Raw genomic sequence first — 25,192 nt, forward strand, 5'->3', positions numbered from 1 at the left:
GCCCATCCGGCTACACCCCCGTCCCGAGCGAACGCAACGAAGGTGCGACGCCGAAAACCGCCTCGATCGCCGCCCTCGTTGTGTCCTCCTCGTCCGGCCACAGGTGTGTGTAGGTGTTGAGCGTGATCGACGGCTTGGCGTGGCCGAGCCGCTTCTGCACCGTCTTGACGCTCTCCCGGTGCTTGATCAGCACCGAGGCGTAGAAGTGCCGGAGGTCGTGCATCGTCGCGTCGTCCGGCACCTGGCGGAGCGTCGGCTCCGCGTCGTCCGGCTGGCCACGGCGCTCCCAGCTCTTGAGCGCGCCCTCGTGCTGCTTCCGGAGGGCCTTGTCCGCGACTCGCACGAGGTTCTCCCAGACCGCTGCCCAGGCCGCGCGGCGGATCGCCTCACCTCGCTCGTTGGTGAAGACGAGCAACGCCTTCCGGCGCTTCCACTTGCCGGGGCGCGGGTCGGTACGGTCCTCAATGTCGACCCGGCGGGCCGGGTACTTCTCCAGGTGCGCCGCCAGCGCGTCCATCGCCGGCTTGGCCACCGGGACCGTCCGGTAGCTCTCGTGGGTCTTGGGTGGCGCGAGGTAGGGCTCGCCGCGATCGGGGCCGACCACCTGTTGCTTCACCTGGACCGTGCCGCGCTTGAAGTCGATGTGCGCCAGCTCAAGCCCGAACAGCTCGCCCTGCCGCAGCCCCGAGGCCGCCGCCAGGAGCAGCAGCACCCGGTACCAGCCGGGGGCGGCGTCGACCAGGGCCGCCACGACCTCGACGGCGAGCGGGACGATCTCCTTGCGCGGCGGAGGCGGCAGCTTCACCCCCTTCGTCGGGTTGAACGGGATCTGACGGTCAAGCTCCGCGACGCGAAAGATCGCGGTCACGTAGCTGTAGTGCACCCGCAAGGTCGACGGCGCCAGCACCTTCGAGCGGTCCTTGACCCACGCCTGGATGTCCGAGGTCTTGACGCCCCCGATGGCCCCGTCGCCGAGGATCGGGTAGATGTGCAGGCGGAGAGCCCGGTCGACGCGCTCGACGGTGCTCGACCCGTGGACGGCGCTCGCGCGCCAGCGCTCGCCGACCTCGCGGAACGTCTCCTTGCCGAGGGCGGGGTCGATGTAGGCGCCGCGGTTGAGATCGTTGTCGAGGCGGGAAGCCTCCGCGTCGGCATCAGCCCGCCGAGCGAAGTTGAGCTTGCGCTGCTCGCCGCTGGGGTCGCGGTAGCGGACCTGCCAACGCTTGCCCTTGCCGTGGTCGGCGGTGGGGTACTTGCCCTTGTGCTCACCGCAGGGCTTGTCGGTGGGGCGGGGGTGGGTCTTGTGCCAGGTGTCGTAAACGGTCGCCATTCGGCTCCTCTGGTCGGGGACATGGGAAGGCGCGGCCTTTGGCCGGCGGTGGGGGGAAAGTCGCAGCAAGACGATCCGCTTGCCGGGTGATCCGCTGGAAAGAAACGGGCACGGAACCCGTTCTCGGGCGGGTTTTGGATATTGATCGCCCGGCGGCCTTTTGTCAAGCATGGAGTCCCAAAGGGATTCATCCGTATCCGATCGTCCCGATAGTGACGGATCGTCCCAGGTGGTCGACCTCACGTCGGCAGGCAGGCAGGCAGGCAGGCAGGCAGGCCGAGTCTGGTGCAACAACAAGGCGGCTTGCCTGCGACAGGGCCTCTCAGCGATCCCTCTGTGTGCCGCTTCGCCAGGCACAGCGCTTCCCTGCCCGGTAGCCAGAGAGCCAGTTCGGGACCGTTTTAGGTTGCGAGCCGGGGTACGTGGAGAATTCTCCGCACGCCGTTCCCCGGGCAAGGCTTATCCCTCGCCCGAGGTGTCTGGCAGGAAGGCCCGAGTCCTTTTTAGGTTTTCGGCCGTACCGCGTGCAGACTCCTTTCCGCGCAGAACCGCGCCGGGCCCATTACGGTCCTTGCCGATCTTCCGGAATTCCCCGCCCCCCTACCCTCCGGAGACCTCTTTGCCGAAGACTCCCCGTGCCGCCCTCGATCGTCGTCCGCTGGCCAGCGCAGAGGAGCTCGCCGCGTACCTCGGCGTCCCGCTGCAGACCGTGTACGCCTGGCGACACCGTCGTCAGGGCCCTGTGGCGATCAAGGTCGGCCGGCACCTGCGCTACCGCTGGACCGAGGTGGAGGCGTGGCTGGACGACCTGAGCTCAGGCCGCGCCGCTGCCTGAGCGCCGCCTGCACGGTCAGCTTCCGTCCCCGTCGCCCAGCGCGTCGGCGGGCTGTACGGCCCTTCCCCACATCACCGCTCGACTCGGCGGTCCCGGATTCCACGGTCCGGGAGCGCAGTTAGGAGACTCCTTGGAGAGCATGCCTTCCACACCTTCGACGGGACCGGTGTCGGTCCCGGACTCTGCGGACGGCCGTCGTCCGTCCGCTGCGGGCGGTCCGGACACGGGGACCGACCTCGGGGACGGTCCGCAGCCTGTGGCGGAACACGGGGGCCGGTCCCGGACCATTTTGACGGACGGTGGTCCGCAGGCGCGGACCGAGCGGACCGTTCCACCGGACGGGGACGGACCAGCGGACCGGCCTGCGGTTCCGTCCCGGACCGCCGGTCCGCAGACGGGGACCGTCCGGATCGACGGTCCGGTGACGGGGACCGGTGTTGCGGACAGTCCGGTCCCGTCCGGTCCGGATGACGGTCCGGTGGTCCGGTCCGGTCCGGAGGCGCTCCCGGTGGTCCGCGTGGACCCGGGCGTGGTGCTGCTGGACGAGCTGCGGTCCACGCTCTCCCGGTTCGTCGTGCTGCCGTCCCCGCACGCGCTGGACGCGGTGACGCTGTGGGTGGCCGCCACGCACGGGCAGCCGGCGTGGCAGCACGCGCCCCGGCTGGCGGTGGTCGGTCCGGCCAAGCGCTGCGGCAAGTCGCGGCTGCTGGACATCGTCACCGAGACGGTCCACGACCCGCTCATCACGGTGAACGCCAGCCTGCCCGCAGTCTTCCGCTCGATCACCGAGGACCCGCCGACCCTGCTTGTCGACGAGGCCGACACGCTGTTCGGCACGTCGAAGGCCGCCGAGCGGAACGAGGAACTGCGCGGTGTGCTGAACGCCGGTCACCAGCGCAACCGCCCGGCGGTCCGCATGGTCGGCAACGGACCGGACATGAGGCCGGGCAAGTTCCCGACCTTCGCGATGGCCGCCCTGGCGGGGATCGGCGATCTCCCGGACACGATCATGGACCGCTCGGTGGTCGTCCGGATGCGCCGCCGCGCACTGGGCGAGAGCGTGCAGCCGTTCCGCTCGGCCCTCGACACCAAACCGCTCCACGGCCTGCGCGACCGCGTCGCCGACTGGCTCCGCCCGCTGCTGCCGAAGGCGGTGGGGATGCTGCCCGCCATGCCGGTGACCGACCGCGCTGCCGACACCTGGGAGCCGCTGGTGATCGTCGCCGACTTGGCCGGCGGTCACTGGCCCGCCACCGCACGCGCCGCGTGCGCGGCGATGTGTGCTCACGAGGCCGGTCTGGACGACGACGGCGACGGTGCCAAGATCCGGATCCTGCAGGACATCCGGACCGTGTTCACCGCTCTCGGTGATCCGCCCGCCCTCGCCACCGCCACGCTCCTCGCCCAACTGCGGGCGTTGGAGGAGGCGCCGTGGGCTGAGTTCGGGGTCAGCGGTCTGACCGCGCGCGGACTTCAGCTCCTGCTCAAGGACTTCGGCGTCTCCTCGTCCAACATCCGCTTCCCCGACTCCCGGCAGGCCAAGGGCTTCGTCCGGAACGACTTCCTCGACCCGTGGCGGCGCTACTGCCCCGAGCCCGCGCCGCCGCAGGCCGAGGACGGCGGCCTGGCCTGACCTCGGCCCGCCGCAGCCCGTCCCACCTGTCCCACCCCCTGCGCTCGCGCGCCCGTCCGGCTTGCCCGGTACGAGTGCGACGAGTGCAACTCCCCTATCCCCAATCGAAGGATCTCTCGCTTGACCCCCACCACCTGTTGCACCCTGCGCCCCACGCTGAGCGGCAGCGCCGCCGATCGGCAGGCTGCCGCGACCGCCCTCGCCGAGAATCTCGTTGGCGACTTCACCGACCTGCTGGAGTGCGGTCGTCTCACTCGCCACCCTGACCTCGTGGCTCACGACCTCGACCGCCTCAAGCTGGTCACCGGGCGTGTCCGCAGCGCTGTCCGCGAGGACCGCACTATCGGCAACTGGATACCGCTGCCCGCCGGTACGGCCTGCACCGAGCACACCCGAGCACTCGCCGGACGAGCCGACACCTGCGGCTGCCGCACCGCCGCACCGGATGTCCTCATTCTCATGCCCGAGTGTGGCCTCGCCCACGGCCTGCCGACCACCTGAGCACAGCCCGCGCCCTGAACGTGCGCGCCCGCCGCCAGTACGGGTGGGACGAGTGCAACCAGTCCCCCGAAACCTGCCGACGTACCGCCGCCCCTGGCCCTGCGCGGGCCAGGGGCGGCACCCCGACCATCACCCGACTCACAAGGACCCATACGTGCACCCCTACGCCGAAATGACCACTGACGTCAACTCTCCATCGCAGCACGGATCCGGGGGCCGCGTGGCAGCAAGCTATCGCGTGGGACCGCCCCACGGGCAGTCCCACGCAACCCCCTCGCCCATCGGCGAGGGGGAGCCGGCGGCGAGTCGAGCGGGGGCGCTCGACTCGTCACCGGCCACCCGGTACCAGGGGGTGCCGGGTGAGGTTGAGGAGAACAGCGACAGCCCCAAGAACCTCGCTTCGAGCACTCCCGCGCGCCAGCCACGCCGCCGCCACCGCGACCCGCAGCAGCGCCCGCACCGTGTGACCGTCCGATACAACGCCGCCGAGTACGAAGAGATCCGCCGCTCCGCCGCCAACCGCACCCAGACCGTCTCGCGTTTCTGCGCGACCAGCAGTCTGAACGACGCCCGCGGTCTCAGCGCGGGCGATCCTCAAGACCGACTCGACCGCGCAGTCGACGAACTGGCCAACTCCCGCGCCCAACTGGCCCGGGTCGGCAACAACCTGAACCAGATCTCCTTCGCCCTCCACGCCAACGGCTTCCACCGCCCCGCCGAGCTCGACGAAACCCTGCGCCTCGTCCGGCTCGCGGTCTCCACGGTCGACACCACCGCAGCCAACCTCGTTGGCGGGTAGGGAAGTCAGGGCAGTTGATGTCGATTCGATGTAGTTCTGGCTGGTTGGGAACATTTCCGCACAGGGTCGTCTTGTGTCGGTTCCCCACCGCCAGAACCCTGGAGGCGCCCGTGCCCGATCCCACCGACACCGACTGGATCTCCCACCGTCCCGTGATCCGCGCCGTCCCTCACCCGGACACGCTCGACCCGCGTGGCTTCACCATCACCTGCCCGAAGTGCGACGCCACCCGCGACTGGCTCCTCCTGAACGTGCGTGCCCAGGTCTTCGTCCGCTGCCGCTGCACCTGCGAATGGCATGAGCCCGACCTCACCCGCGCCTACTTCGACGAGCACTTCACCGTCCCCGAGCACGAGTGGGTGAACTTCGACGCCGCCATGCGGGCCCTCGCGTTCGACGGCCTCCTTGCAGGCGCCATGTGGGATTGACGGCTCACGCTGCACGAATAGACGAAGCCCGGCTGACGCACAGGTCAGCCGGGCTTCGGGCTACCGGCTCTCACTCCACCTCGCGGCCGAGCACAGCGGAGATCGCGCGCTGGTGGACAAGGCCGGTGCGGACGAGACGGGTCGCCGGTGTCGAGCAGTCGACGATGGTGAGGTGGTTGGCGGCCGGCGAGACTCCTCCGTCGAGGATGACGGTCGCCTTGACGCCGGTGGAGTCCAGGAAGCGCTGGACCTCCCCGACCGTGATCGCAGGGCCGGGCGCGCCGACTCCCGCGTCGCCCGAGATGTTGACGGTCGTCGCGGCCACCGGCGTGCGGGCCTCCGCCGCGAGGGCGCCGAGTGGGCCCGACGAGTTGGTGGTGAGGGCCGGCGACCCGACTGCGGGATGTTGTGCTCCGACGTCCACGCTCTGCCAGGGAAGGAGCATGGCGAGGTCGCCGGGCCAGAAGGCGTCAGCCAGTTGCCTGGCCTCGGGGTGGATGACGAACTGCTTCTCGCACTCCTCCAGGGAGGGGGTGACGAGGACGAGGGACTTGGCGCGTGGCCGCTGCTTGCCGTTGAAGATGCTGTTGCAGGCGGCCAGGTTCGTGGCGTCGGCGCAGATCATGTACCAGCGCTCGGTGGGCACGATGACGAGTTCGCCAGCCTCCAGGGCACGGGCGGCGGCGATGAGTTGTTCTGCTGGGATCGGTCGCACAGGTATCCCTCCGTCTCGGAGTCAGTGGACAGGCCGGGCTCGCTCCCGGCCCTGGCTGGAGTTCACGCGGGCTGCGACAGCCCCGGGTAGTCGAGCCACGGGTCTTGCAGTGCCTGCAGCCGCCGTCGAGCGTGGTCGGGGTACTCCACGCGGAAGTACGCCATGATCCGTGGCTCCGGGCTGAGGTTGCGGCCAACGGCGTGGGGGACGAGGTGGTGCATCAGCAGCAGGTCGCCGGGCTGGCCGAGGAACGGAGTGCCGGCGCGGGCGTCGATGTTGGGCGGGACCTGCTCGGTGATGCCGAGCGACCACTGGGTGCGGAACCACTCGGCCATGGCCAGGTGCCCGCCCGGCTGGTAGCGCAGGGCCCCGCCGTGGGGGTCGGTGATGTCGGACAGCACGACGCCGACCAGCAGCGAGAAGGTCCGCAGCTCCTCGGGGTCGAGGTGCGGGCAGGCCACGCCGTCCACGTGCATCGCCTTCTCCGGTTGGGCCTGTTCGAGTTGGCCCTCGGGAATGCGGATCTGGAGCTGCACGGTGGAGACAGGTCGGACGGTGCCGAGCAGGCCTTGGGCGAGCTCGGCGGCCGGGGACGCCGAGAAGAGCGCGAGCAGGTCGGGGTGGCTTCCGAGCTCCGGTGCGAAGGTCCGCTGCGTGTAGGCGCTGATGAGCTCGGGGTTCATCGACTCGCGGTACCAGTCGGTGACCAGTTCACGGGCTCGGACGATCTGGTCGTCGGGGACGGCGCCGCGCCTGACGAGCAGGCCGTCGCGCATGAAGGCGTGCTTCTCTGCGGCGGTGAGGGCCACGGAATCTCCTGGTAGGCCGGGGGCGGTTACGGGCTGTGGTTGGTGAGGTGGGTGAGCACGTGGCCGGCCGCATCGAGGGCGCTGCCGAGAATGGCTCGGCCGGCGTCGACGGTTGCCCGGCGCGGGTCGCCTCCGATGACGCCGCAGGTGGCGATGGTGGTGTCTCCGGAGGTCCACGGCCAGGTCGTGCCGCGGTCCAGGACGAGCCGCTTCGCCTCGGCGCCGTTGACGGTGAAGTCCGTTGGGAGGCTGTCGAGATGGACGTCCTCGGGCGCGAGTTCGAGCATCATGGCCGTCTCGCGGATGCCGGCGTGGATCTCCGGGACGGTCTCGCCGCCGACCTGGACGGTGGACAGCGAGGCCGGGTGGATGACGCAGACGGAGAAGGTGTGCGCGCTCCTCAGCTCGTGGAGGGCAGGCTCCAGGATTCCTCGGTTGCCGCCGTGGCCGTTGATGATCAGGAGCCTTCGCGCAGGGGTCGCCCGCAGGTACTCCGTGACCACGACGTCGAGCAGGGAGATGAAGCTCGCGATCCGTAGCGACACGGTTCCCGGCGACCAGGCGTGTTCGAGCGAGAGCCCGTACGGGATGGCCGGCAGCGCCCACAGGTCGTGCTGTTCGCCGTACCGCTGGACCAGCCGGCCGGTAAACCGCTCCGCGATCACCGTGTCCGTGTTGAGCGGCAGGTGGGGACCGTGTTGTTCGTGGGAGCCGATGGGCAGGCAGAACACGGATTCCGTGGTGAGGTCGGTCAGGACCGCGGGTGCGGCCAGCCGCCCGTACTGGCGGGCGGCTGGGCCGTCTGCTCGTATCACTCGGTGCCCCGCCGACCGATGCGGATGAGGAACTCGTTGTCTTCCGGGAAGACGTCCTCGGTGCTGTGCTCGGCGAGGGCTGTCTCCACCGCAGCCTCGAACTCGTCGAGGCGGCCCCCGAAGAGGTGCGGTGCGGCGAAGCTCGTGGAGTAGAGGTAACCGAGGATGCTGTTGGTGCTCCACGTCCGGTGGACGGGCACCCGGATCTCCTCGACCCGGTTGAAGGGCGACTCTTCCATGATTTCGCTGTAGGGCCGGTTGTGGTGCTTGAAGGTGCTGTTGCCGGCCCGCCGTTCCTCGCCGAGGAAGCTCTGGACGACCGCGCGAACGGACTGCTTCCAGGGGCTGTCGGCGGCCCAGAAGCTGTTGTCGCCGAAGATCGCGACGGCACCGCCAGGGGCCACCTGGTCGTCGAGGAGTGCGAGCACGGTGGCCTGGTCGAGCCAGTGGAAGGCTCGGCAGATCGTGACGAGGTCGGCCTGCCAGCCGGTCGGGGGCTTGAAGTCCTCGGCCGTCGACTCGATGAGCGACAGGTCTGCCCCGTCCGGGAGTTGGGGTCGGAGTGCCTCCTCGGCGGCCTTGAGCATGTCGGCGTCGTTGTCGATGGCGATGATGTCGTCGAACCGGCCGAGGAGGGCTTCGGCGACCAGGCCGGTGCCGGTGCCGATGTCGAGGAGCCGGCGGGGCTTGCCGGGGGCGACGGCCTGGTCGAGGACGGTCGCGACCTCGTCCGGGATACCCGGGCGGTACTGGCGGTAGTAGCTGGCGGTGCCGGTGAACAGGCTCATGGATTCCTCAGATCGAGTAGCTGGCGAACGTGCTGGACTGCGTCGGCGAGATCGTGGGCGACGAGCACGTCGTGTTCAACGAGGACGTGTTCATCGGGGACCGTACGGCCGTGGGAGAGCCAGACGGCGGCGAATCCGGCGGCCGTGGCGCCGCTGATGTCGCATTCCCAGTCGTCGCCGACATGGACCATGGTCCTGGCTGATACCTGGTGGGCGTCGGCGACGGTCCAGAATGCGCGGCAGTCGGGCTTGGCGAACCCTGTGCGGCAGGACGGGAAGTGGGCGCTGACCCACGGGGAGAGGAGCGTGAGGAGCCGGTCTGGGTCGGCCTCGGTGCAGGTCACGTTCGAGAGGGTGACCACGGTGGCGCTGTCGCTGAGTTGCTGAAGTGCCTCGACGACTCCGGGGAAGAGGACGAGCGGGGAGACAGGCAGATCTGTTGGGAAGTTCGATTGCTTGATGTCCAGTTCCGCGCAGACCTGCTGGATCACGGCGTCGGTGATCTCCGGTGCGGTGTGCAGGACGTCCCGCATCACGCGCCTGGCCTGCTTCGGGCCGAGCGGTGAGACGGCGGCGAGCCTGGCCGCCAGGCCGGGGCCCTGCGCGTTTCCGAGGGTTCCCCCAATGTCTAGGCTGACCAGGCGACCGACTGACCTGCTCATGCAGCGTCACCCCCGGCCGGAGGCAGGGCGGAGACGATGGCGGCGATCCGTGCCATACGGATCTGGGCGGTGGTGGCCTCACCGAGGAAGGTCAGCGCGTACCGCAGCTCGGCCGCGTCGAGCGCGGCCAGGTCGCGGCTGCCGACCTGGGCGGCGTCCGCCAGGTCAGCGGGGACCACGCGCGGGCGAAGTCCGTGCGGGAGGTGGAGGATTCCGGCCCAGACCGGGCTGGGCGCCTTGATCGTTTCCAGCGGTCGAAGCACGGTGACGTCGTCGAGGGTGAAGATCCGTACGGCTGCGGCCCCTTGGCCGAGGTCAAGGATGCCGGAGAGGAAGGTGTCGTGTCCGTCGAGTCGTCGGTCCAGGACGAGGAGCAGGCCGTGTTCGTCGTGACGGGTTGTTCCTTGGACAGGGAAGGTGCCGATGGTTCGGGTCATCGCAGTCTCCGGGGTTGGGTTCCGAGTCCGGGGGCTTCGGGGGCGGGAAGCAGGCCGCTTTTGGGTATCCAGGGCTCGGCGTAGAGGAGTTGGCGGCGCGGTTCCCACTGGCGTCGGTACTCGACGGCCGGGACGTCGTCGGGGAAGGCGGCGGCGAGGTGGATGCCGGGCGCCATCGAGCGGCCGTGGGGGTAGACGGGGACACCGGCCTCGCGAACGCTCGTGGTGATCTCGACCGCATGGGTGAGGCCGCCGCAGCCGACGACGTCGATGGTCAGTGCGGTGGGCTGAGCGAAGTCCAGGAGGGTGTCCAGGTCTTCGTCGGGTCGCAGGCGCTCGCCCACCGCGACTGGTACGCCGGCAGCGGCCAGCTGGCTGTAGACGCGTAGGTAGTGCTCCGGCAGCGGGTCCTCTAGCCAGGCCAGCATTGGCTGGTCAACGCGGCCGGCGACAGCAGCAGCAAGTTGCGGACTCCACGTGCCCACCGCGTCGACGGCGAAGGGCTCGCTGATGACCGCCGCAGCATCGGCCAGTGCCGCGACCAGATTCGTGGCCTCGGCGGCGACGGTCGGGCCCGGGCGGCGGCGCAGTCCCCACTTGGTGAAGGCCCAGCCCTCTTCGAGAACCTGGGCCAGCGCACCGTGGCTGTTGGGGCCGCTGAGATCCAGGCGGAGCCAGGAGGCGTACGCCGGTACGGCCTGCGTCCTCCGTCCTGGCGCCAGCAGGTCGGCCACCGGTTTGCCGACCAGGCGGCCGTGGAGGTCCCACACCGCGCAGTCGATCGCTCCGACTGCCCAGTCCGAGACCTTCGGTGCGGCTGCCCGTATGCGCGGTCGGAGTCCGTCGTGATCGAGCAGCAAGGCGCCTACCACTACGGGGCCGATCGCCTCCACTGCTCGGCCGACCATCGTGCTCACGGGCCCGTACCAGCCAGTCTGCCCAGCGCCGTGGACCGCGACGAAGACGCTGTCGTCCCCGGCCTCCGTACCGCCGACCGGTACGGTCTCCACCTTGTCGATGACCGGCTCCGTCATTGCGCAGCCTCCAGCCTGGCTGTCAACCGACCAGCCGCCCGGAGCAGTCCGGCGGTGTCCAGGCCGAGCTCGCGCGCGAGGGCGTCCTGCGGCTTCGGTCCCGGTGGCTCGCGCCAGCCGATCACGTCAACCGGCCGCCGGAGGCGCCCCGCCAGTAACCCCCACACGGCTGCCGGGTGCCCGAGCGTGACGACGAGGACAGCGGAGCGCTCGCCCAAGTAGTGATCGATCTCGGCGTCGGTCAGGCCCTTGGGCCAACGCGTGGGATTGCCGAGAACGGTGAGGTCGAGAACGCCCACGACACGGATTCGGCAGCCCAGCCGGCCGCGGAGGACCGGCACTGCCGTCGTGACGGCTTCGGCCGGCAGGTCTCCCGCCACGACGATGGTGAGATCGGGATCCTCCTCGTCGCTCAGGTGCGGCCAGATGGCGAACCCGCGTGCCAGTTCCTCCTCGGCGGTCTCAAGCGGGAGCCGCAGTTCGGTGTGCTTGCCCGCGATCAGGACGTTGACGCGGCCCGTCGAGTTCAGCGCCGCGTCGAGCGCGGCGGCCGTCCGCTGCGTGTCGGCCGGAACCAGCACGGTCACCGCAGGGTCCTCCGTCGCGAGTAGGGCCGTGGTGAGCGACGGATCGCCGTGGGTGAAGACGTTGTGCCACCCGTACGAGGTCAGCAGCAGATTGAGGCTCGGGGACGCCTTCTCCTCGGCGAGGCGACGGTGCTTGAGGTGGCCGACAATCCCGGCGGTCAGGAGCGGGGCGAATGCCTCGTAGGACACCAGGACTCCGCGTCGACCGCTGCTGATCCAACCGGACAGCCAGCCGAGGAGCACCTCCTCGGCCAGCACCTCGGACACCCAGGGCTCGTCCCGCAGTGCGCCGAGGCGGTTCGAGGACATCTCGTCCGGGCTGAAGACCCGGAAGCCCCCGACCGTGGCATGCCTGCGGAGAACACTGCCTACTGCCTCACCGAAGCGGGCGGCCCTGCGGAGAACCACCGGCTTCGGCCCCTCACTGGTCGGGCGTCCAGGGCCGACCGCAGAGTGCCACGCGGCAGACCCCAGGGCCTCGGCCAGAGCGCCGATCGGCTGGCCGTCGTGGTCGAAGAGCTCTGCGGGCTGGTACGACGCCAGCCACCTTTCCAGCTGACTGCGCTGGGCTTCGCTCCGGCGGGCCCCGCCAAGTGGCGTCTTGTGGGCCGCAGCCGTTCCGAGCACCTGCCGCCCGTCGACCGTCTCCGGCCCGCTCCAGCCCTTCACGCAGCGGAGAAACACAGCGGTCCGTGAGCCCTCAGCGACCTCATGAGCGGATACGGCCAGGGCGCCCCGGAACGCCTGGTGCTCATCGACGGTGGCCGAGGTTACGTGCACCACCCGGCCTCGCCACCCGAGGCCGACCGCGTACGCAACGAGCTCGGCGTCGCTCATCGCCCCCAGCAGCGACCGGTCACCCATGCGGAACCCGTTGACGTGGACGATTGGCAGGACAGCACTCCCCTGCAGAGCCCGGGCCGCAAGCCACGACGCCGCCGTCGTGGGGGTCTCGCACTCCCCGTCGCCGACGATGGGCACCACGACCCGCCCGGGCACGTCGAGCGCCATGCCGTGACTGAACGCGAGAGCGCCGCCGAGGCACCCGCCGGGCGCCGCTCCCGCCGGCAGCAGCGGATGGGTCTCCGCACCGAGACCGTCGACGTCAGGGAAGTCCCGAGCCAACCGCCTGAGCCCGGCCGCATCGCGGGAGTACTGAGGGCGCACGGCTGCCAGCTCGCCGGTGAGCCAGGCGTAGGCAAGCTGGACCACCCCCGCGTGGCCGGCGCCGATCACCGGAACCAGCTCACGGCCGGGCCCCAGCTCGCCAGCAGCGAGAACCGTGTGGGCGAGGGCCCACGCCGTTCCATGGACGGTGCCCCAATGACCAGCGGGGCGAGGCTTGACGTGGCCGGTCTGGAGCGGCTCGGTCAGCAGCTGGTTGTCATCGAGGTGCAGAAGCGCCACCGCCACATACGTGGCTGCCCTCCACAGCGCGTCGGCCCGGTTCAGCATGGCGGCACCAACTGTTCCTCGCCGAACGTGAAGTACCACAGCGGCCGGTAGCACTCCCATGCCGCCGGGCGAAGGCCGGTCGGCCCGACGATGTCCTCGATCTCCTGGCGGGCCCGCAGGTAGTACTCCAGAGAATCGGAGCCTTCGGCCCGGAGGCCCGCCATGATGGCGTTGTGCGCCTGGTACACCTGGAAGTTGGGGAACTCGGTGACGAACGGCATCAGCTCGGCAACACCGGTCCGGAGGTCGGCGAGCCGGTCCAGGCCGACGATGTAGGTGAACGAGGTCGCGTGGCCAGCGCGCATCGCCCGCCGCAGGACCTTGGGCATCTCCTCGGCGGTGAGCGTCGCCTTGCTTGCCTTCAGAAGCAGGTCCCTCCGGCTGAAGCATTCCGCGGTGAGCTGCAGCACGAACGGGGCGACGCGCTCCGCCAGTTCCTCGAACGCCTCGCTCGTGCGGATGACCGAGGTGAGGAACCCGATCCGAGCGCCGATGCCGTGGGCGGCGAGCACGTCACGCAGGCCTATCAGGTGGTCGACGGCCGCCCGCTCCCGCTCGAAGCACCCGGTCGACACGGTGACCTCACGGAGTTCGGCCAGATTGCGGCGAGGGTGCTGCTCGACCATCGCGGCCAGGAGCTCGGCCAGCTCCCGCTCCTCGGAGAGGCGGGGATCGGCGGCGGCCTCCAGGGTGTTCGGGCAGAACGAGCACCCCACACAGCGGCTGCGGGCGTTGGGGTTGAGCGTCGCGGCCCGCCCGTCGTCCCTGAAGTACCCGCCGACCGCCTCGTCGGCGGCGACGCGGTCGATGGAGCCGACGATGGTGTCGCCCAGCGACAACTCGTCGCCGGCCAGGTGGAACGGCGAGGCCTCGGCGTTGAGCGGGACGATCACCATCCAGGCGACGTCCGGCCGGGTCGTGAGACGAACCGAGATCCGGGCGCGGTGACGGCCGTGGATGGAGGAGATCCCGAACAGGTTGATCGCGATGAGCAGGGCGTCCTCCACGGGCACGCCGTAGCTCTCCGCCATGCCCCTGATGGCCGGAAGCGTGAGGACCGCTGCCGGTTTGCTGCCGAGCGCTGTTTTCATGATCCACTCTCCGTCGCTGGCTCGACCGGGCTTCGATGCCCTGGCCGTCGTTCTCTGCTGGATCTGTTTCACTCCCCTCGGCGCGCCGGGGAAGACGGGCCCGTGTGGGCCTGCCGGTGTCCGTCCGGCAGGCCCACGCGGTTCCTTCGCTCAGCGACCGGGGTACGGCGGCTGCGGGGTCGGCGGTGCCGGCGGCGGCGGGGGCGGAGGCGGCGGAGGCTGGGGCGCCTGCAGGCGCACGGTGGACGACATGGCGGTGTTCCCTTCTCGCTCGGTGATGCGCGTGACGACGAGGCGTGACTCCGTTGTCATGCCTCGGGTTCGACCGCGGGGTGCTGCTCAAGGTCGCGGTCGGGCTCGTGGTCGGCCGCCAGGACGGGGCCGAAGCGATCGGAGCTGGGCAGGTGGTCGGCTGCCACTCCGAGCAGGGCGAGGACGATGAGGTGGCCGAGCACGCAGAGCCAGGTGAGTACGGCTTCGACGGGATCCCGGTAAGCGGCGCGGTAGATGTCGTCGTGCGGCTGGTAGTCGGTCATGCCGCATTGGTCCTGAGCTCGGCCCAGACCACGGTGCCGTCGCTCGTCGCGTCAACGCCCCAGCTCTCGCACATCCGGCTCACGAGGAGGAGCCCCCGGCCGTTCTCGGCCAGAGCGGACGGGACGGGCCGGTCTACGGGCCCAGGCCCCGCGTCCGCGACCTCGATGCGCAGACCGCGCGGCCGAGGTGCCAGACGGACGTCGAAGCAGCCAAGACACGACGCCGCCCCGTGAAGAACGGCATTGGTGCAGAGCTCGGACGCGACCAGCTCGATGTCCTGGACGAGTGGCCCGTCGAATTCCCATGCGCCGACGACCACCCTGATCAGCGCCCGGGCCAAGGGCACGGAGGCGTGAGCGCGCAGGAAGCTCATCTGCACCGACAGGCAGCCGGCCACCTCGATGGCTTCCTTTGCTCGAAGGTCCTGACGTGCCACCACGATCAACCCTCCTCGTTGCCCAATCACCCGTCAGGCAGAGTTGCTTGAGGGCGAGTCAGAACGCTAGGAGGATGGGTGGCGGGGAACCCGGAAAATCCTTCCGGGGTAGGCGGCGGGGACGCCCTCAGGCTGGGAGCATGCCTGGAATGAGTGAGACGCTGAGCATCGGCGAGCGCGTCGCCTGGTACCGCCGTCGACGGGGCATGCCCCAGGAGGTTCTGGCCGGCCTCGTCGGGCGGACGGCCGACTGGCTGAGCAAGGTCGAGAACGGCCGTATCGAGCTCGATCGGCTTTCGGTCATCAGGGCGCTGGCCGATGCCCTCGACATTCGGCTCGGCGACCTGCTGGCGGAGCCGTCACTCCTCGACTGGCCCGGCGATGCCCAGAGCGGAGCCGTCTCGAAGCTGCGCGAGGCGCTCATGGACTACAAGCAGCTGTCGCCGTTCCTGGCGGCCGACGATGCCGAACATCCGCCCGACCTCGACATCCTGCGCGCCGAGGTGGGCTCCGCCTGGTCCGCCTACCAGGACGCCAGATACTCCCGCGCGACCAGACTCATCCCGGACATCCTCTCCCAGGCCCAGCGCGCGGTCCGCATGTACGAGGGCGATCAACAGCAGCAGGCCAGGGCGTTGCTCGCGATGGCCTACCAAGGCGCCGCGATGGTCCTGACGAAGATAGGCGAAGCCGACCTCGCCTGGATGTCGGCCGACCGCGGCCTCGCGGCGGCCCAGGAGTCGGGCGACATCGTCGTCACCGGCTCGCTGTTCCGCTCGGTCTCCCACTGCCTGCTCAGCAACGGCCGCCTCACCGCCGCCAGGGATCTGGTCATGAACTCGGCCTCGTTTCTGGAAGCCGGCCTGGAGGACGGTTCCCCTACCTACCTGTCGATCTACGGCACCCTGTTCCTCGTCGGGTCGATGGCCGCAGCGAGGATCGAGGACCGGAGCACGGTGCGCGACTTCCTCGCCGAGGCGGACCGGGCCGCACAGCGCCTCGGCCACGACGCCAACCACATGTGGACGGCCTTCGGGCCCACCAACGTGGCCATCCACCGGATCTCGACCGCCATGGAGCTCGGCGATGTCCAGATCGCCCTCGACCAAGGTCCGCGCGTGGACTCCTCGACCCTGCCGCTCGAACGCCGAGTGCGGCACTCACTCGAAATCGCCCGCGCCTACAGCGCACAGAACCGCATGGATGAGGCCCTTGCCCTCGTACTGGACGCCGAAGAGATGGCCCCCGAGCAAGTCCGCTACCACTTCATCCCCCGACACCTGGTGACCAACTGGGTCCGCCAACAGCGCGGCAAACCCAGCTACTTGCTGGCAGGCGTCGCACAGCGGCTCCAGATCGTCGCGTGACGCGGCTGGGCGGCTACAGTCGTCGCCATGAGCGACTCCCAGTCCCACGAGGTCGTAGCCCAGCCCCGCACCGCCGCTGGCGTGCTCTTCTTCGACCAGGACGACCGCGTCCTCCTCGTGAAGCCGACCTACAAGCCCGGCTGGGAGATCCCCGGCGGCTACCTCCACGCCGGCGAGACCCCGAGCGAGGGCGCGGCCCGAGAGGTCAAGGAGGAACTCGGCATCACCCTGCCGATCGGCCGCCTGCTCGTCGCCGACTGGGCACCCCACCCCACCGAGGGCGACAAGCTCCTCTTCGTCTTCGACGGCGGCGTCCTCCCGGCCAACGAACTCGACAGCATCACCGTCGACCAGGTGGAGATCGGCGAGTACGCCTTCCACACCGTCGACCAGCTCGACGCCGTCCTCATCCCGCGTCTTGCCCGCCGCGTCCACGCCGCCTGCGTCGCCAGGACGCAGTCCGCGACCGCCTACCTGGAGCACGGAGCGACCCGCGCGTAGATCCACGGCCCCACTCCGGCTGCACGGAGCTTGATTCGGTGCAGCCAGTGAATGTGATCAAGGCCGCTCACGCCAACAAGGCTCATCTGCCTTGGCATTGTGGTACGTTCCGTGGTCCAACCGAAAATAGGCGACCCCGGCGATGCGCGAACATCCCGGGGTCTGGCACCAGGAGCGCGAACTCCCGATGCGAGTACATCGTACCGAACACGTACGTAACTTCACCGTCCTGCCCAACTGCATGCTGCAGTACCGGCGGCTGTCCTACACCGCCCGCGGTCTACTCGCGGACCTCCTCTCTCGCCCTGACGGCTGGCGCGAGGACGGCCGGCACATGGCCGACACCAGCCCCCAGGGACGCGGAGCTATCCGCAAGGCGTTGAAGGAGCTGACCGAGGCCGGCTTCTACCGGGTCGAGAAGATCCGCCTGCCGGACGGCACGATCATCACCGAGACCCACGTCTACGACACCCCGCAGCTCACGGTGCTGCCGAGTACCACCCGTCCGGTCTCCGGTGAAGCGACCACCGGCGGTGCTGACGTCCTTCCAAAGGACCGGTTCAAAGGAACCTCCCTCCCCGCCGAGCAGCCGGTCCTCGCCGATGAGCCGCCGGCGAACACGGGAGGGCGGGAGGAAGACCACGAGGACGAGGCTGACGAGCAGCCTGCGGCGGTGCCGGACGAGCAGGTCCGCGAGGCGGTCGCCACGCTGTTCCGGGTGATCCGCCCCGAGCCGCGCCTGCGGCTCGGCCAGGCTGAGGCCGAGGAACTCGCACCCCTCGTCGCGCAGTGGCTGGAGCGTGGCGCGACCCAGGCTGATCTCGCCCACGCCCTGCTGCCGGGCCTACCCGTGCCGGTGCACTCGGCGGTCGCGGTGCTCCGCTACCGCCTGGAGCGCAAGATGCCGCCCGTCCAGCCCGCTGTGCGGCCCGCAGCGGCCCGTTACGCCGAGTGCGCCAAGTGCCACGACCCGGTGCCCCAGCCGGGCATTTGCCGGGCCTGTGCAGGCTTTGGCCGGCGCCCAGCCGAACCCGCCAGCGGAGCGCATATCGCTGCCGAGGGAGCTGCCCGCGTCCGGGCGGCGATGAACGCCGCGCGGTACCCGTTCGGCAGCAGAGACCTCGCCCCCATCACCTGAAGGCCACCGAGATCCCGGTATACGGCTGCGATCACCTGGCCAAACGGGTTGTCCCCATTCCTCGGCACACGCGCTGGAGCCACGTCCTCAAGCTGAATCCTCGTCGTTCCGGCGCCATCGAAAGTGTTCTACGTTGTGGGCGAGCCCGCCCGAGCCCAGAAGGAAGTACCCATGACTGATGCGAGTGCCCACTCGAAGGCCGAAGTCCTGGAGGACCTGGTTTCCAAAGAGGGCGTGGGCTCCACGGTCCAGTTTCGCGCAGGCCAGACGATCATCCAGGAGGGCGATCTCTCGAACCAAGTGCTGATGCTGCGTGAGGGAACCGCCAAGGTGATGACCCGCAATGCAGATGGCACCGAGATCGTTCTCGGGCTGCGCGAGAAGCCAGAGATCATCGGGGAACAGGCCGCCCTCAACGGCACACCGCGGTCGGCCTCGGTGATCGCGTTGACCGACGTGACGGCCCTCGCCATCTCCGCCGAAGACTTCCGAGCCCTGGTGGGGAAGCAGCCCGAGGCCGCTGCCGCCGTACTAGGGATCGTGACCGCGCGACTGCGCGAGGCCGATCGTGGCCGAGTGGAGCTGGCTACCCACACCGTCGCCCAACGGGTCGCCGCGAGGCTGGTGGCTCTTGCGTCGCAGATCGGAGTAGTCGATGAAGCGGCTGGCGTTGTGCGACTTCCCCTGTCCCAGCAAGACCTGGCCGGGTGGGCAGGCGCGTCCCGCGAGGCGATCGTGAGGACTCTGCGGCTTCTGCGAGACGAGGGCGTCGTGACCACCGAGCGACGACAGATCATCATCCATGACCTGGAGGCGTTGCGCACCAAGGCCACTGACTGACAGTCAGAGTGGTATTCTGACCCAGTCGGAACGCTGAGGAATACCACTCTCGGGGGCATGACCGCTTGATCGAGCATGTACGCAAGATCTTCTTCGGCTTGGACATCGCCGGCTTCAATCAGACGGACCGGACGGACCTCGCCTGCCTCACGATGCGGCAGGGCCTGTACGAGGCGCTTGGTCACGCCCTGGCCGCCGGCGGCCAGGGCGCGGAGAGTTACGACCTGCTTGACCGCGGCGACGGCATCATGGCTGTGATCGACGACTCCGCGGGCATCCACACCCTGGCCCGAACAGTGGTCCCAGCACTGGCCGCCGCCATCCATGAGTACAACGGCGCCGCGGGTCCGGGCGCCCAGATTCGACTCCGCGCCGCATTGCATCATGGCGACGCCTTCCGAGACGACCACGGCTACGTCGGCCGACAGGTGAGCCATGCGTTCCGTTTGCTCGATGGCCCAGAACTCCGGGGGATACTCAGCGCCAGCGCCGCCGTCCTGGTACTGGCCGTGTCCGAGAGTGCATGGCACATTCTGGAACCCTCAGGCTCTGGCGAGTCCGATTACGCCGACATCCTGATCAGCACCAAAGAGCACACTGCCCGAGCTTGGGTCGCCGAGTTCAGGGCCGCCCCTGCTCTGGTCAGGTGAGCGAATGCCTGACACCTCGACATGCGCGCACGCCATGCCCCTGACTCTCCGGCCGACTCAAGCGCCCCGCACGGCGAAGAGCGAAGGGATTCAGAGCCGGCGCGCTGTTTGTCTGCGCGAGCACCCGACGAGCAAGTGCACAGTCCCGCTGATCGCCGAGGAGGTTGGCAGTTGAACGTCGCCGGATGGGTTGGCACAGTGATCGGCGTCATTGCCGGCGCAGCCATCATCGTAAACAAGCTCGGCGAACTGGCACACGCGGTACTTGACGTCCGAGACAGCCTTCGCGACAGGTTAAGCCGCCGGGAACGCGACCGGATTGGCCGACATGATCCCGGAGCACGGTCTCAGCCGGAGGTAGAACTCATCGACCATGCACCCGATATGGTCAAGGAGCAGTAGCCCATCGAGATTCAGCAGCAAGCAGGCTGGGTGGCCGACGCCATCTCGCGACGTCACCTGCACGCCGGGCCGTACGCGGCGTGCACCTTCTTCAGCGGCGCGGCCGGGGTGGCATCGGCGTCATATCCCGGGTTGTCGCTCGCCCAAGCCGCCTCTGTGCAGAAACCTCGCCCCTTCGGTGACATCGCCTCAAGACTCTCGAACGTCGTCTTGCAGGTCTGAAGATCGTAGTCCCCGAGAACCTGCGCGCTGGGTGGCAGATCGGGCGTGATGTACCGGACGATGACGTCATGCCCTGTCGGCCCACAGCTTGGGCCCGCCCCAGCGGGAGCAGGCGGGACCGCGGCAGAGGTCTGCGCTGGCGCCGGGTTCTCGGCGGCAGGTGCCGATGAAGAATCTGGCCGACCGGGCGGGACCACTGTCGGCTTCGCTACGGCGGTCGCCACAGACTTCGCGTCCGCAGCTTTGCCGTCCACGCCGACGGCGTTACACCCGGCGATGAGGAGCAGCCCGGCAATCACACCAAGGGTGACCTTTGCATTCGACAAGGGCCCCCTCCGAGTGGGGTCGGCTGGTGAATGGCTCCGATTGGGTGAAGGGTTGTACGTCTCGGACATGAGGACCCTCCGCTGATCCGACAGGCTGTCGCCGGCCAGCCTGCCAGGCTCGCATACCGAGACGTCAGGTTGTGATCGAGCCGTTACGCCCCTTGTGATCACCGGCATCGGATGCATGCTCCGCCACCGAGGCCGCCCATCCGCCGAGCCTCTACATGGAATCGACGCCAAGCGGACGGCCATCGCCACCGAGGGCCCGCCCGCCTGCAGGTCGACTCGAACACGGCCAGGGTCGCAACCGATCCCGGAGCCGATCCCCTTCCCCTTATCGTCACTCTGACATAAACTGCCGGAGTGGCCTCCCGGGCCTACCCCCGTACCGCGCATCTGGAGACGTGCCGTGGACCGCTCGCCGACTGAACACCACATCAACTTGGCCTTCGGGCTGAACAGCACCCCCGGCGCGTATGCGGTGTTGCTCGGCGCCGGCGCCTCAACCGCATCCGGCATGCTCTCCGCCTGGGGCATTCAGCGCGACCTCATACTCAAGATCGCCGCTGCGGAGAAGGCCGACCTGCCTGGAGGCGATCTCGCCCCCTTCGATTGGTACGAGCAGCGGTTCGGAAAGCCTGCAGCCTACGACGACCTCCTCGCCCAAATAGCACCGACCCAGAACGAGCGCCAGACGTTGCTGCGAGGCTACTTCGAGCCAGACGAGAGCGAGCGGGAACGGGGTCTCAAGCAGCCCACGGCCGCCCACCGCGCGATCGCTCGCATGGTCGCGTCTGGTCACATTCGCGTCATCATGACGCTGAACTTCGACCGCTTGATGGAAGCAGCCTTGCGCGACCTGCAGATTGAGCCGACTGTTGTCTCCAGCGCAGACGGTCTTTCAGGCATGCTGCCCCTCCATGCCCAGAACGCCCTCGTCGTCCATCTCCACGGGGACTATCTCGCCCCGTCAAGCATGCTCAACACCCCAGAGGAGCTGGCTGCTTACACGCCCGAAGCGAACCGCTTCCTTGACCAGGTTCTCGACGAGTACGGCCTGATCATCGCAGGCTGGTCAGCCAACTGGGACCCCGCCCTGCGAGCCGCTCTGGATCGTTGCGCCACCCGTCGCTTTCACACGTACTGGACTGACCTGTATCCCCTTTCCGAGCCTGCCACCGAGGTCCTCACCCAGCGCCGCGCGACCTACGTCCATGCATCTGCAGACGACTTCTTTGGTCAGACAGCAGATGCCCTCCATGCGATTGCCAGTACAAACCGCCACCACCCAGCCGCCATTGCCGTCGCTGTCAACACTGCCAAGCGCGAGCTTTCCGGCGAGCGCCCCGCTATCAGCCTCCATGACACCTTGCGCAGTGAGGCATCTGCCATTGCCGCCTCACCGGTCCGAACCGATGGCCCCTGGCACGTCGCAGACCCCCACCCAGAGCATGAGCGGCGCCTCGCCCTCCTGGAGACGGAGTGCGAGAAGCTGCTCGCCGTAGTCGCCACCGCCGCATACTGGGGCTCCCCTGCCGTCGACCGCTGGTGGCTGCCCGACATTGAACGGCTTGCTGAACCAACGGGTCGCGACGGCCTCCTCAGCCTCATCAACCTGACCCGCACACCTGGCCTCATGATGTTCTACTCCGCCGGTATCGCCGCGGTGGCAAACGAGCGTTGGGGCCTCGTCGGGCACCTTCTTGCTGAGACGCTGACCTGCACCAACAGTCAAGGCCACAGGACGCCTGTAGCAGCCGTCCTGAGCCCTGATTCCATTCTCGGCGCGCAGCAGTCGTCCGCCCGCCTCCAGCAGCTACTGCAGCCGATCTTCGTTGAACACCTCGCTCTGGGTCACGCTGCATTCACCGATGCTTGGGAGCGCTTCGAGTACCTGCGTCTCATCGCACAGACCGACCACCACCTCACGACGGAATCGGGGTGGACGGGATCAGACGTGCCGCACATCCGCGCCCTTGGATCTCTGGATTTCTACCAGCCGGCTCCGTCCGCTTGGCTGGAGCGCGCCCTGGAGCGCTTTGGACTGGGCAGCGATCTCGACCGAACGATCAAGTCCGGTCTGGTGGGCGGTGTACGGGAGCGTCTGGTCGAAGCGAAGAAGGTCTACGACGCCCGATTCAATGACTGGGCCAGAGGAACGCGAATGAGGTCGATGATCGGCAGAGGGGCAATAGCCCTTCCCACCTCGTGGTACCCCGACGCCATCCAGTAACCCTCCGCGATGTCGCGCCAGGCAAAGGCCAAGCGAAACCGCTCGCGCGGACGATCGTTGTCTGGTCGTGAGCATGAACATCATGAGCGAGAAGACCACCGAGCGACTGGCCGAAGATCTCATCAACGCTGCCGTTCTCGCGCATGAGGCGAACCTGAAGCTGGAAGCTGCCATCGCACGGTCAGGGGTGAGCGAGCAGGTGGTTGCAGATCTTCGCGCGAAAATCACCCGGATCTACGAGGAACACCCCGACGAGTAGCCGTACCCCACCGTTGGACCGGTGCAGACCGGGGCACATCCAGGGCACATGCAGGCGGAAAGCGGCGCTGACCAGTGAAAACTCCCGACAAGAGTTTTCCCAGGTCAGCGCCGTGATCGCCGCAAAATCGCAGGTCAGCGCGGCGCCCCTGCAGTACGTGAACTACCGCTAGTCGACCCCGCTCCTGGCCGCCCGCCCCCTGCGCGCGGGCGGCGGGACGGTACGGCCCCGCTCCCGGGTTCCGGGGGCGGGGCCGTTCGCGTCGGTGCGGCCGGTCAGCCGGCGGCGGGGTGGGAGTGGGCGGCGGAGGTCAGGGCCTGCGCCTGGGTGCGCAGGGCGTCGAGCTGCTCCTGGAGGCCCGCGGGCGCGGAACCGGGGAGCCTGGGCGGGGTCGGGGCGACGCCCGGGACGGTGGGCAGCGGCGGCACGGCCGGGAGTTGGCCGAGCAGGCCTTGCAGGAGGCTCTGCAGGGAGGCGACCAGTTGCTGGACGGCACCGAGGTCGGGGACGGCCGAGGTCACCGTCGAGAGCAGACCGGTGACCAGCTTGACGACGTCGCCGAGCGCCCCGAGGGCCGCGCCCGGGTCCGGCGTGGCCGGGAGGGCCGGGACGGCGGGGAGGGTCGGGACGGCGGGGGTGTCGGGCACGGTCGGGGTGTCGGGCACGGCAGGCGGCGCGGGGGCGGTGGGAGTGCCGGGGACCGTGGGCAGGTCGACGGCCGGGAGGGTGGTCGGCGGCGCCGGGATCGTCACCGGGATGACCGGGACGACGGGGGCCGGGACGGTGGTGCGGGGGGCCGCGGCTCCATGGCCTGCGGCGGTGGCGGACGCCGTGGCGACCATGGTCAGCGCGAGGGCTGCGGTCAGCGCCGCGGCCATCCGGGTGGCACGCATGGGTACTGCTTCCTCTCAGTGCGAGTCAGGCGAGATCGCCTGACTCACACCGTGCGGTCGCCGTCCCGGGGCAGCCACCGCAGGTACGCCGAACGGCGGCGCGTCGTACGACGACCCGCGGTCGACCGCCCGGCCGGGCCGCTCAACCGACCGCCCAGCCCGCGGTGCTGCGGTGCGCCCCCAGGCCGACCGAGTCGAACTCGTCCGCCCGGCCCGGCTCGACGTACCCGCCGAGCCTCCGCAGCGCGCGCGAGATCGGGGTGCCCTCGGCCGGCGCGGGTTCGAACTCACCGATGGCGAGCGGGCCCAGGACGACCCGGCCGTCCGACCAGACCGCGGCGCGCTGGGTGCCGCTGCCGCCGAAGTACTCGGCCTCTACGCAGGCGATCGGACCGGCCTTGGACCAGGCGGCGAGCCGGAGTTCGAACCCGGCGGAGTGCCAGCCGAATCCCGCCCCGCCCCCGGCCCTGGACACGGCGGCGTCGCCTTGGAGCGCGGACAGCACGGCGGGGGTGACCGGGATCAACGCCAGCCCCTGGGCCAGCGGAACCACCCGGGCCGTCGGCACTTCCGCCGCCGCCACCGTCAGCAGCTCCAACATGCCTATCAGCGCTTGGAGTTCATACGACATGCCGGACATGCTGTCCCACCGCACTGACAGTCGGCCCGGAATTTATCGTTCCGTGCCCGCGCGGAGACCGTAGAGCAGGGTGAAGAGGGTCACATCCACGGCGTCATCGGCCGTACTCTGACCTTCTTCGGACAGTCCGTCGAAGATCTCGGCCAGTTGGGCGCGGAGCCGGGTCAGCCGGTCCGGGTCGAGCCGGAGGGTGAAGTGCGCGAACAGGCCGGCCGACGGGCTCGAACCGTCCGGTGAGGGGCTGAAGTCCAGCCGACCGTCGGCCACATGGGCGCGGAACTCGCCGCGCACCCGGTCGATCGCGGCCAGCATGGCGTCGTACGCCCCCGAGCGGGCCGGGGAGTCGGCGATGAACATCTCCGGGGCGAGCCGGATCGAGTCCTGGGCGACCCGGTAGCGGCTCTCCACGATGCCGGAGACCAGCCGGGTGCCGGCCACCAGGACCAGCCCGGCCTTCTCCAGCTGCTTGATGTGCCGGTAGAGCTTGGTCTGCGGTTCGCCGAGCTCGGCGGCGAGCTCCTTGGCGGTCAGCGGGCGGTCCTCGGCGGCCTTCAGCGCGCCCAGGATGGCGAGGCGCAGCGGGTCGGCGAGTGCCTTGAGCACCGCGACGTCGCCCACCTGGCGCTCCTTGACCCAAGTGGTGGGCTGCTGCTCGTCCCCGTCGGCGGGTTCCCGTTCGTGCTCGGCCACGGGCCCACCCTCGCAGATCGGCCGCTCCGCACGCAATCACCTCCCGGTGAGCGCTCACCCTTGCGCAATCGCTCACACTCACGCCATCATTCACGAGAGCGTGAACGGTGTCGGAGAACGCGAACGATGGGGGTCGGGG

General features: G+C 69.3%; 29 protein-coding genes. 14 read left to right on the forward strand and 15 right to left on the reverse strand.

What is annotated here, in order from left to right:
* Window positions 1-10: 10 nt before the first annotated feature.
* Complete coding sequence (locus tag ABTY61_RS05745; RefSeq protein WP_350503634.1) at window positions 11-1,330, reverse strand: tyrosine-type recombinase/integrase; 1,320 nt, start codon at window positions 1,328-1,330, stop codon at window positions 11-13.
* Between the two features lie 619 nt (window positions 1,331-1,949).
* Between ABTY61_RS05745 and ABTY61_RS05750 the strand changes: the two genes are divergently transcribed.
* The 5 genes from ABTY61_RS05750 to ABTY61_RS05770 all read left to right on the forward strand — a co-directional run bounded on the left by ABTY61_RS05750 (window position 1,950) and on the right by ABTY61_RS05770 (window position 5,526).
* Entirely contained in the window at window positions 1,950-2,165 is a 216-nt protein-coding gene (locus tag ABTY61_RS05750; RefSeq protein ID WP_350503635.1) for a helix-turn-helix transcriptional regulator, read from the forward strand.
* Between the two features lie 409 nt (window positions 2,166-2,574).
* A complete protein-coding gene (locus ABTY61_RS05755; RefSeq protein WP_502895229.1) occupies window positions 2,575-3,798 on the forward strand; it encodes a DUF3631 domain-containing protein in 1,224 nt (407 codons plus the stop codon).
* Between the two features lie 120 nt (window positions 3,799-3,918).
* Window positions 3,919-4,299, forward strand: a complete 381-nt coding sequence (locus ABTY61_RS05760; protein ID WP_350503637.1) for a hypothetical protein — start codon at window positions 3,919-3,921, stop codon at window positions 4,297-4,299.
* 172 nt (window positions 4,300-4,471) lie between these two features.
* Window positions 4,472-5,098, forward strand: coding sequence for a plasmid mobilization protein (locus ABTY61_RS41950; RefSeq protein ID WP_502895230.1), 627 nt, complete (start codon window positions 4,472-4,474; stop codon window positions 5,096-5,098).
* A gap of 110 nt (window positions 5,099-5,208) precedes the next feature.
* Window positions 5,209-5,526, forward strand: a complete 318-nt coding sequence (locus ABTY61_RS05770; RefSeq protein WP_350503639.1) for a hypothetical protein — start codon at window positions 5,209-5,211, stop codon at window positions 5,524-5,526.
* A gap of 70 nt (window positions 5,527-5,596) precedes the next feature.
* Here ABTY61_RS05770 and ABTY61_RS05775 read toward each other — a convergent pair whose 3' ends face one another.
* The 11 genes from ABTY61_RS05775 to ABTY61_RS05825 form a co-directional block, all read right to left on the reverse strand.
* The gene (locus tag ABTY61_RS05775) at window positions 5,597-6,241 is read right to left on the reverse strand and encodes an L-threonylcarbamoyladenylate synthase (protein ID WP_350503640.1); all 645 of its coding nucleotides are present in this window, start codon (window positions 6,239-6,241) and stop codon (window positions 5,597-5,599) included.
* 62 nt (window positions 6,242-6,303) lie between these two features.
* On the reverse strand, window positions 6,304-7,050 hold the full coding sequence (locus ABTY61_RS05780; protein WP_350503641.1) for a phytanoyl-CoA dioxygenase family protein: 747 nt from the start codon (window positions 7,048-7,050) through the stop codon (window positions 6,304-6,306).
* Between the two features lie 26 nt (window positions 7,051-7,076).
* Window positions 7,077-7,865, reverse strand: coding sequence for a creatininase family protein (locus tag ABTY61_RS05785; RefSeq protein WP_350503642.1), 789 nt, complete (start codon window positions 7,863-7,865; stop codon window positions 7,077-7,079).
* Window positions 7,862-8,653: a class I SAM-dependent methyltransferase gene (locus tag ABTY61_RS05790; protein ID WP_350503643.1), complete on the reverse strand. Its 792-nt coding sequence runs from the start codon at window positions 8,651-8,653 to the stop codon at window positions 7,862-7,864. The genes ABTY61_RS05785 and ABTY61_RS05790 overlap by 4 nt, the downstream gene beginning before the upstream one ends.
* Window positions 8,650-9,315, reverse strand: coding sequence for an HAD family hydrolase (locus ABTY61_RS05795; RefSeq protein ID WP_350503644.1), 666 nt, complete (start codon window positions 9,313-9,315; stop codon window positions 8,650-8,652). Before ABTY61_RS05795 ends, ABTY61_RS05790 begins: the two co-directional genes overlap by 4 nt.
* Window positions 9,312-9,752, reverse strand: a complete 441-nt coding sequence (locus ABTY61_RS05800) for a hypothetical protein (RefSeq protein ID WP_350503645.1) — start codon at window positions 9,750-9,752, stop codon at window positions 9,312-9,314. Before ABTY61_RS05800 ends, ABTY61_RS05795 begins: the two co-directional genes overlap by 4 nt.
* Window positions 9,749-10,786 carry an enolase C-terminal domain-like protein gene (locus tag ABTY61_RS05805; RefSeq protein WP_350503646.1) on the reverse strand — a complete coding sequence of 346 codons (1,038 nt, stop codon included), beginning with the start codon at window positions 10,784-10,786 and terminating at the stop codon, window positions 9,749-9,751. Before ABTY61_RS05805 ends, ABTY61_RS05800 begins: the two co-directional genes overlap by 4 nt.
* Window positions 10,783-12,828: a phosphoketolase family protein gene (locus tag ABTY61_RS05810; protein ID WP_350503647.1), complete on the reverse strand. Its 2,046-nt coding sequence runs from the start codon at window positions 12,826-12,828 to the stop codon at window positions 10,783-10,785. The genes ABTY61_RS05805 and ABTY61_RS05810 overlap by 4 nt, the downstream gene beginning before the upstream one ends.
* Entirely contained in the window at window positions 12,822-13,859 is a 1,038-nt protein-coding gene (locus ABTY61_RS05815) for a hypothetical protein (RefSeq protein WP_350503648.1), read from the reverse strand. Before ABTY61_RS05815 ends, ABTY61_RS05810 begins: the two co-directional genes overlap by 7 nt.
* 368 nt (window positions 13,860-14,227) lie before the next feature.
* Complete coding sequence (locus ABTY61_RS05820; RefSeq protein ID WP_350503649.1) at window positions 14,228-14,455, reverse strand: hypothetical protein; 228 nt, start codon at window positions 14,453-14,455, stop codon at window positions 14,228-14,230.
* Window positions 14,452-14,895 carry an ATP-binding protein gene (locus ABTY61_RS05825; RefSeq protein WP_350503650.1) on the reverse strand — a complete coding sequence of 148 codons (444 nt, stop codon included), beginning with the start codon at window positions 14,893-14,895 and terminating at the stop codon, window positions 14,452-14,454. Before ABTY61_RS05825 ends, ABTY61_RS05820 begins: the two co-directional genes overlap by 4 nt.
* 146 nt (window positions 14,896-15,041) lie before the next feature.
* Between ABTY61_RS05825 and ABTY61_RS05830 the strand changes: the two genes are divergently transcribed.
* The 9 genes from ABTY61_RS05830 (at window position 15,042) to ABTY61_RS05870 (ending at window position 22,830) form a co-directional block, all read left to right on the forward strand.
* Window positions 15,042-16,259, forward strand: coding sequence for a helix-turn-helix domain-containing protein (locus ABTY61_RS05830; RefSeq protein ID WP_350503651.1), 1,218 nt, complete (start codon window positions 15,042-15,044; stop codon window positions 16,257-16,259).
* Window positions 16,260-16,286: 27 nt separating this feature from the next.
* Entirely contained in the window at window positions 16,287-16,760 is a 474-nt protein-coding gene (locus ABTY61_RS05835) for an NUDIX domain-containing protein (RefSeq protein WP_350503652.1), read from the forward strand.
* A gap of 142 nt (window positions 16,761-16,902) precedes the next feature.
* Window positions 16,903-17,898 (forward strand): hypothetical protein, encoded by a 996-nt coding sequence (locus ABTY61_RS05840; protein ID WP_350503653.1) that lies wholly within the window; start codon window positions 16,903-16,905, stop codon window positions 17,896-17,898.
* A 171-nt stretch (window positions 17,899-18,069) separates the two neighbouring features.
* Window positions 18,070-18,738, forward strand: coding sequence for a Crp/Fnr family transcriptional regulator (locus tag ABTY61_RS05845; RefSeq protein ID WP_350503654.1), 669 nt, complete (start codon window positions 18,070-18,072; stop codon window positions 18,736-18,738).
* A gap of 65 nt (window positions 18,739-18,803) precedes the next feature.
* Window positions 18,804-19,388, forward strand: coding sequence for a hypothetical protein (locus tag ABTY61_RS05850; protein WP_350503655.1), 585 nt, complete (start codon window positions 18,804-18,806; stop codon window positions 19,386-19,388).
* A 171-nt stretch (window positions 19,389-19,559) separates the two neighbouring features.
* The gene (locus tag ABTY61_RS05855; RefSeq protein WP_350503656.1) at window positions 19,560-19,790 is read left to right on the forward strand and encodes a hypothetical protein; all 231 of its coding nucleotides are present in this window, start codon (window positions 19,560-19,562) and stop codon (window positions 19,788-19,790) included.
* A gap of 30 nt (window positions 19,791-19,820) precedes the next feature.
* Entirely contained in the window at window positions 19,821-20,012 is a 192-nt protein-coding gene (locus tag ABTY61_RS05860; RefSeq protein ID WP_350503657.1) for a hypothetical protein, read from the forward strand.
* A 735-nt stretch (window positions 20,013-20,747) separates the two neighbouring features.
* Complete coding sequence (locus ABTY61_RS05865; protein WP_350503658.1) at window positions 20,748-22,571, forward strand: SIR2 family protein; 1,824 nt, start codon at window positions 20,748-20,750, stop codon at window positions 22,569-22,571.
* Between the two features lie 82 nt (window positions 22,572-22,653).
* Window positions 22,654-22,830 carry a hypothetical protein gene (locus ABTY61_RS05870; protein WP_350503659.1) on the forward strand — a complete coding sequence of 59 codons (177 nt, stop codon included), beginning with the start codon at window positions 22,654-22,656 and terminating at the stop codon, window positions 22,828-22,830.
* Window positions 22,831-23,105: 275 nt separating this feature from the next.
* On the opposite strand, the gene ABTY61_RS05875 is transcribed toward ABTY61_RS05870, so the two are convergent.
* From ABTY61_RS05875 to ABTY61_RS05885, 3 genes are all read right to left on the reverse strand, one after another.
* Entirely contained in the window at window positions 23,106-23,723 is a 618-nt protein-coding gene (locus tag ABTY61_RS05875; protein WP_350503660.1) for a hypothetical protein, read from the reverse strand.
* 142 nt (window positions 23,724-23,865) lie between these two features.
* Window positions 23,866-24,354: a hypothetical protein gene (locus tag ABTY61_RS05880; RefSeq protein WP_350503661.1), complete on the reverse strand. Its 489-nt coding sequence runs from the start codon at window positions 24,352-24,354 to the stop codon at window positions 23,866-23,868.
* 42 nt (window positions 24,355-24,396) lie between these two features.
* Entirely contained in the window at window positions 24,397-25,053 is a 657-nt protein-coding gene (locus ABTY61_RS05885) for an ArsR/SmtB family transcription factor (protein ID WP_350503662.1), read from the reverse strand.
* Window positions 25,054-25,192: the final 139 nt, after the last annotated feature.

This window comes from Kitasatospora sp. NPDC096128 (assembly GCF_040303105.1).
Classification (GTDB): domain Bacteria; phylum Actinomycetota; class Actinomycetes; order Streptomycetales; family Streptomycetaceae; genus Kitasatospora.

Coding starts and splice junctions, on each gene's coding strand:
- ABTY61_RS05745 (WP_350503634.1), bottom strand. CDS start 1,330: ATGGCGACCGTTTACGACACCTGGCACAAGACCCACCCCCGCCCCACC.
- ABTY61_RS41950 (WP_502895230.1), top strand. CDS start 4,472: ATGACCACTGACGTCAACTCTCCATCGCAGCACGGATCCGGGGGCCGC.
- ABTY61_RS05790 (WP_350503643.1), bottom strand. CDS start 8,653: ATGAGCCTGTTCACCGGCACCGCCAGCTACTACCGCCAGTACCGCCCG.
- ABTY61_RS05795 (WP_350503644.1), bottom strand. CDS start 9,315: ATGAGCAGGTCAGTCGGTCGCCTGGTCAGCCTAGACATTGGGGGAACC.
- ABTY61_RS05800 (WP_350503645.1), bottom strand. CDS start 9,752: ATGACCCGAACCATCGGCACCTTCCCTGTCCAAGGAACAACCCGTCAC.
- ABTY61_RS05805 (WP_350503646.1), bottom strand. CDS start 10,786: ATGACGGAGCCGGTCATCGACAAGGTGGAGACCGTACCGGTCGGCGGT.
- ABTY61_RS05810 (WP_350503647.1), bottom strand. CDS start 12,828: ATGCTGAACCGGGCCGACGCGCTGTGGAGGGCAGCCACGTATGTGGCG.
- ABTY61_RS05815 (WP_350503648.1), bottom strand. CDS start 13,859: ATGGCGGAGAGCTACGGCGTGCCCGTGGAGGACGCCCTGCTCATCGCG.
- ABTY61_RS05820 (WP_350503649.1), bottom strand. CDS start 14,455: ATGACCGACTACCAGCCGCACGACGACATCTACCGCGCCGCTTACCGG.
- ABTY61_RS05830 (WP_350503651.1), top strand. CDS start 15,042: ATGAGTGAGACGCTGAGCATCGGCGAGCGCGTCGCCTGGTACCGCCGT.
- ABTY61_RS05835 (WP_350503652.1), top strand. CDS start 16,287: ATGAGCGACTCCCAGTCCCACGAGGTCGTAGCCCAGCCCCGCACCGCC.
- ABTY61_RS05840 (WP_350503653.1), top strand. CDS start 16,903: ATGCGCGAACATCCCGGGGTCTGGCACCAGGAGCGCGAACTCCCGATG.
- ABTY61_RS05845 (WP_350503654.1), top strand. CDS start 18,070: ATGACTGATGCGAGTGCCCACTCGAAGGCCGAAGTCCTGGAGGACCTG.
- ABTY61_RS05870 (WP_350503659.1), top strand. CDS start 22,654: ATGAGCGAGAAGACCACCGAGCGACTGGCCGAAGATCTCATCAACGCT.
- ABTY61_RS05875 (WP_350503660.1), bottom strand. CDS start 23,723: ATGCGTGCCACCCGGATGGCCGCGGCGCTGACCGCAGCCCTCGCGCTG.
- ABTY61_RS05880 (WP_350503661.1), bottom strand. CDS start 24,354: ATGTCGTATGAACTCCAAGCGCTGATAGGCATGTTGGAGCTGCTGACG.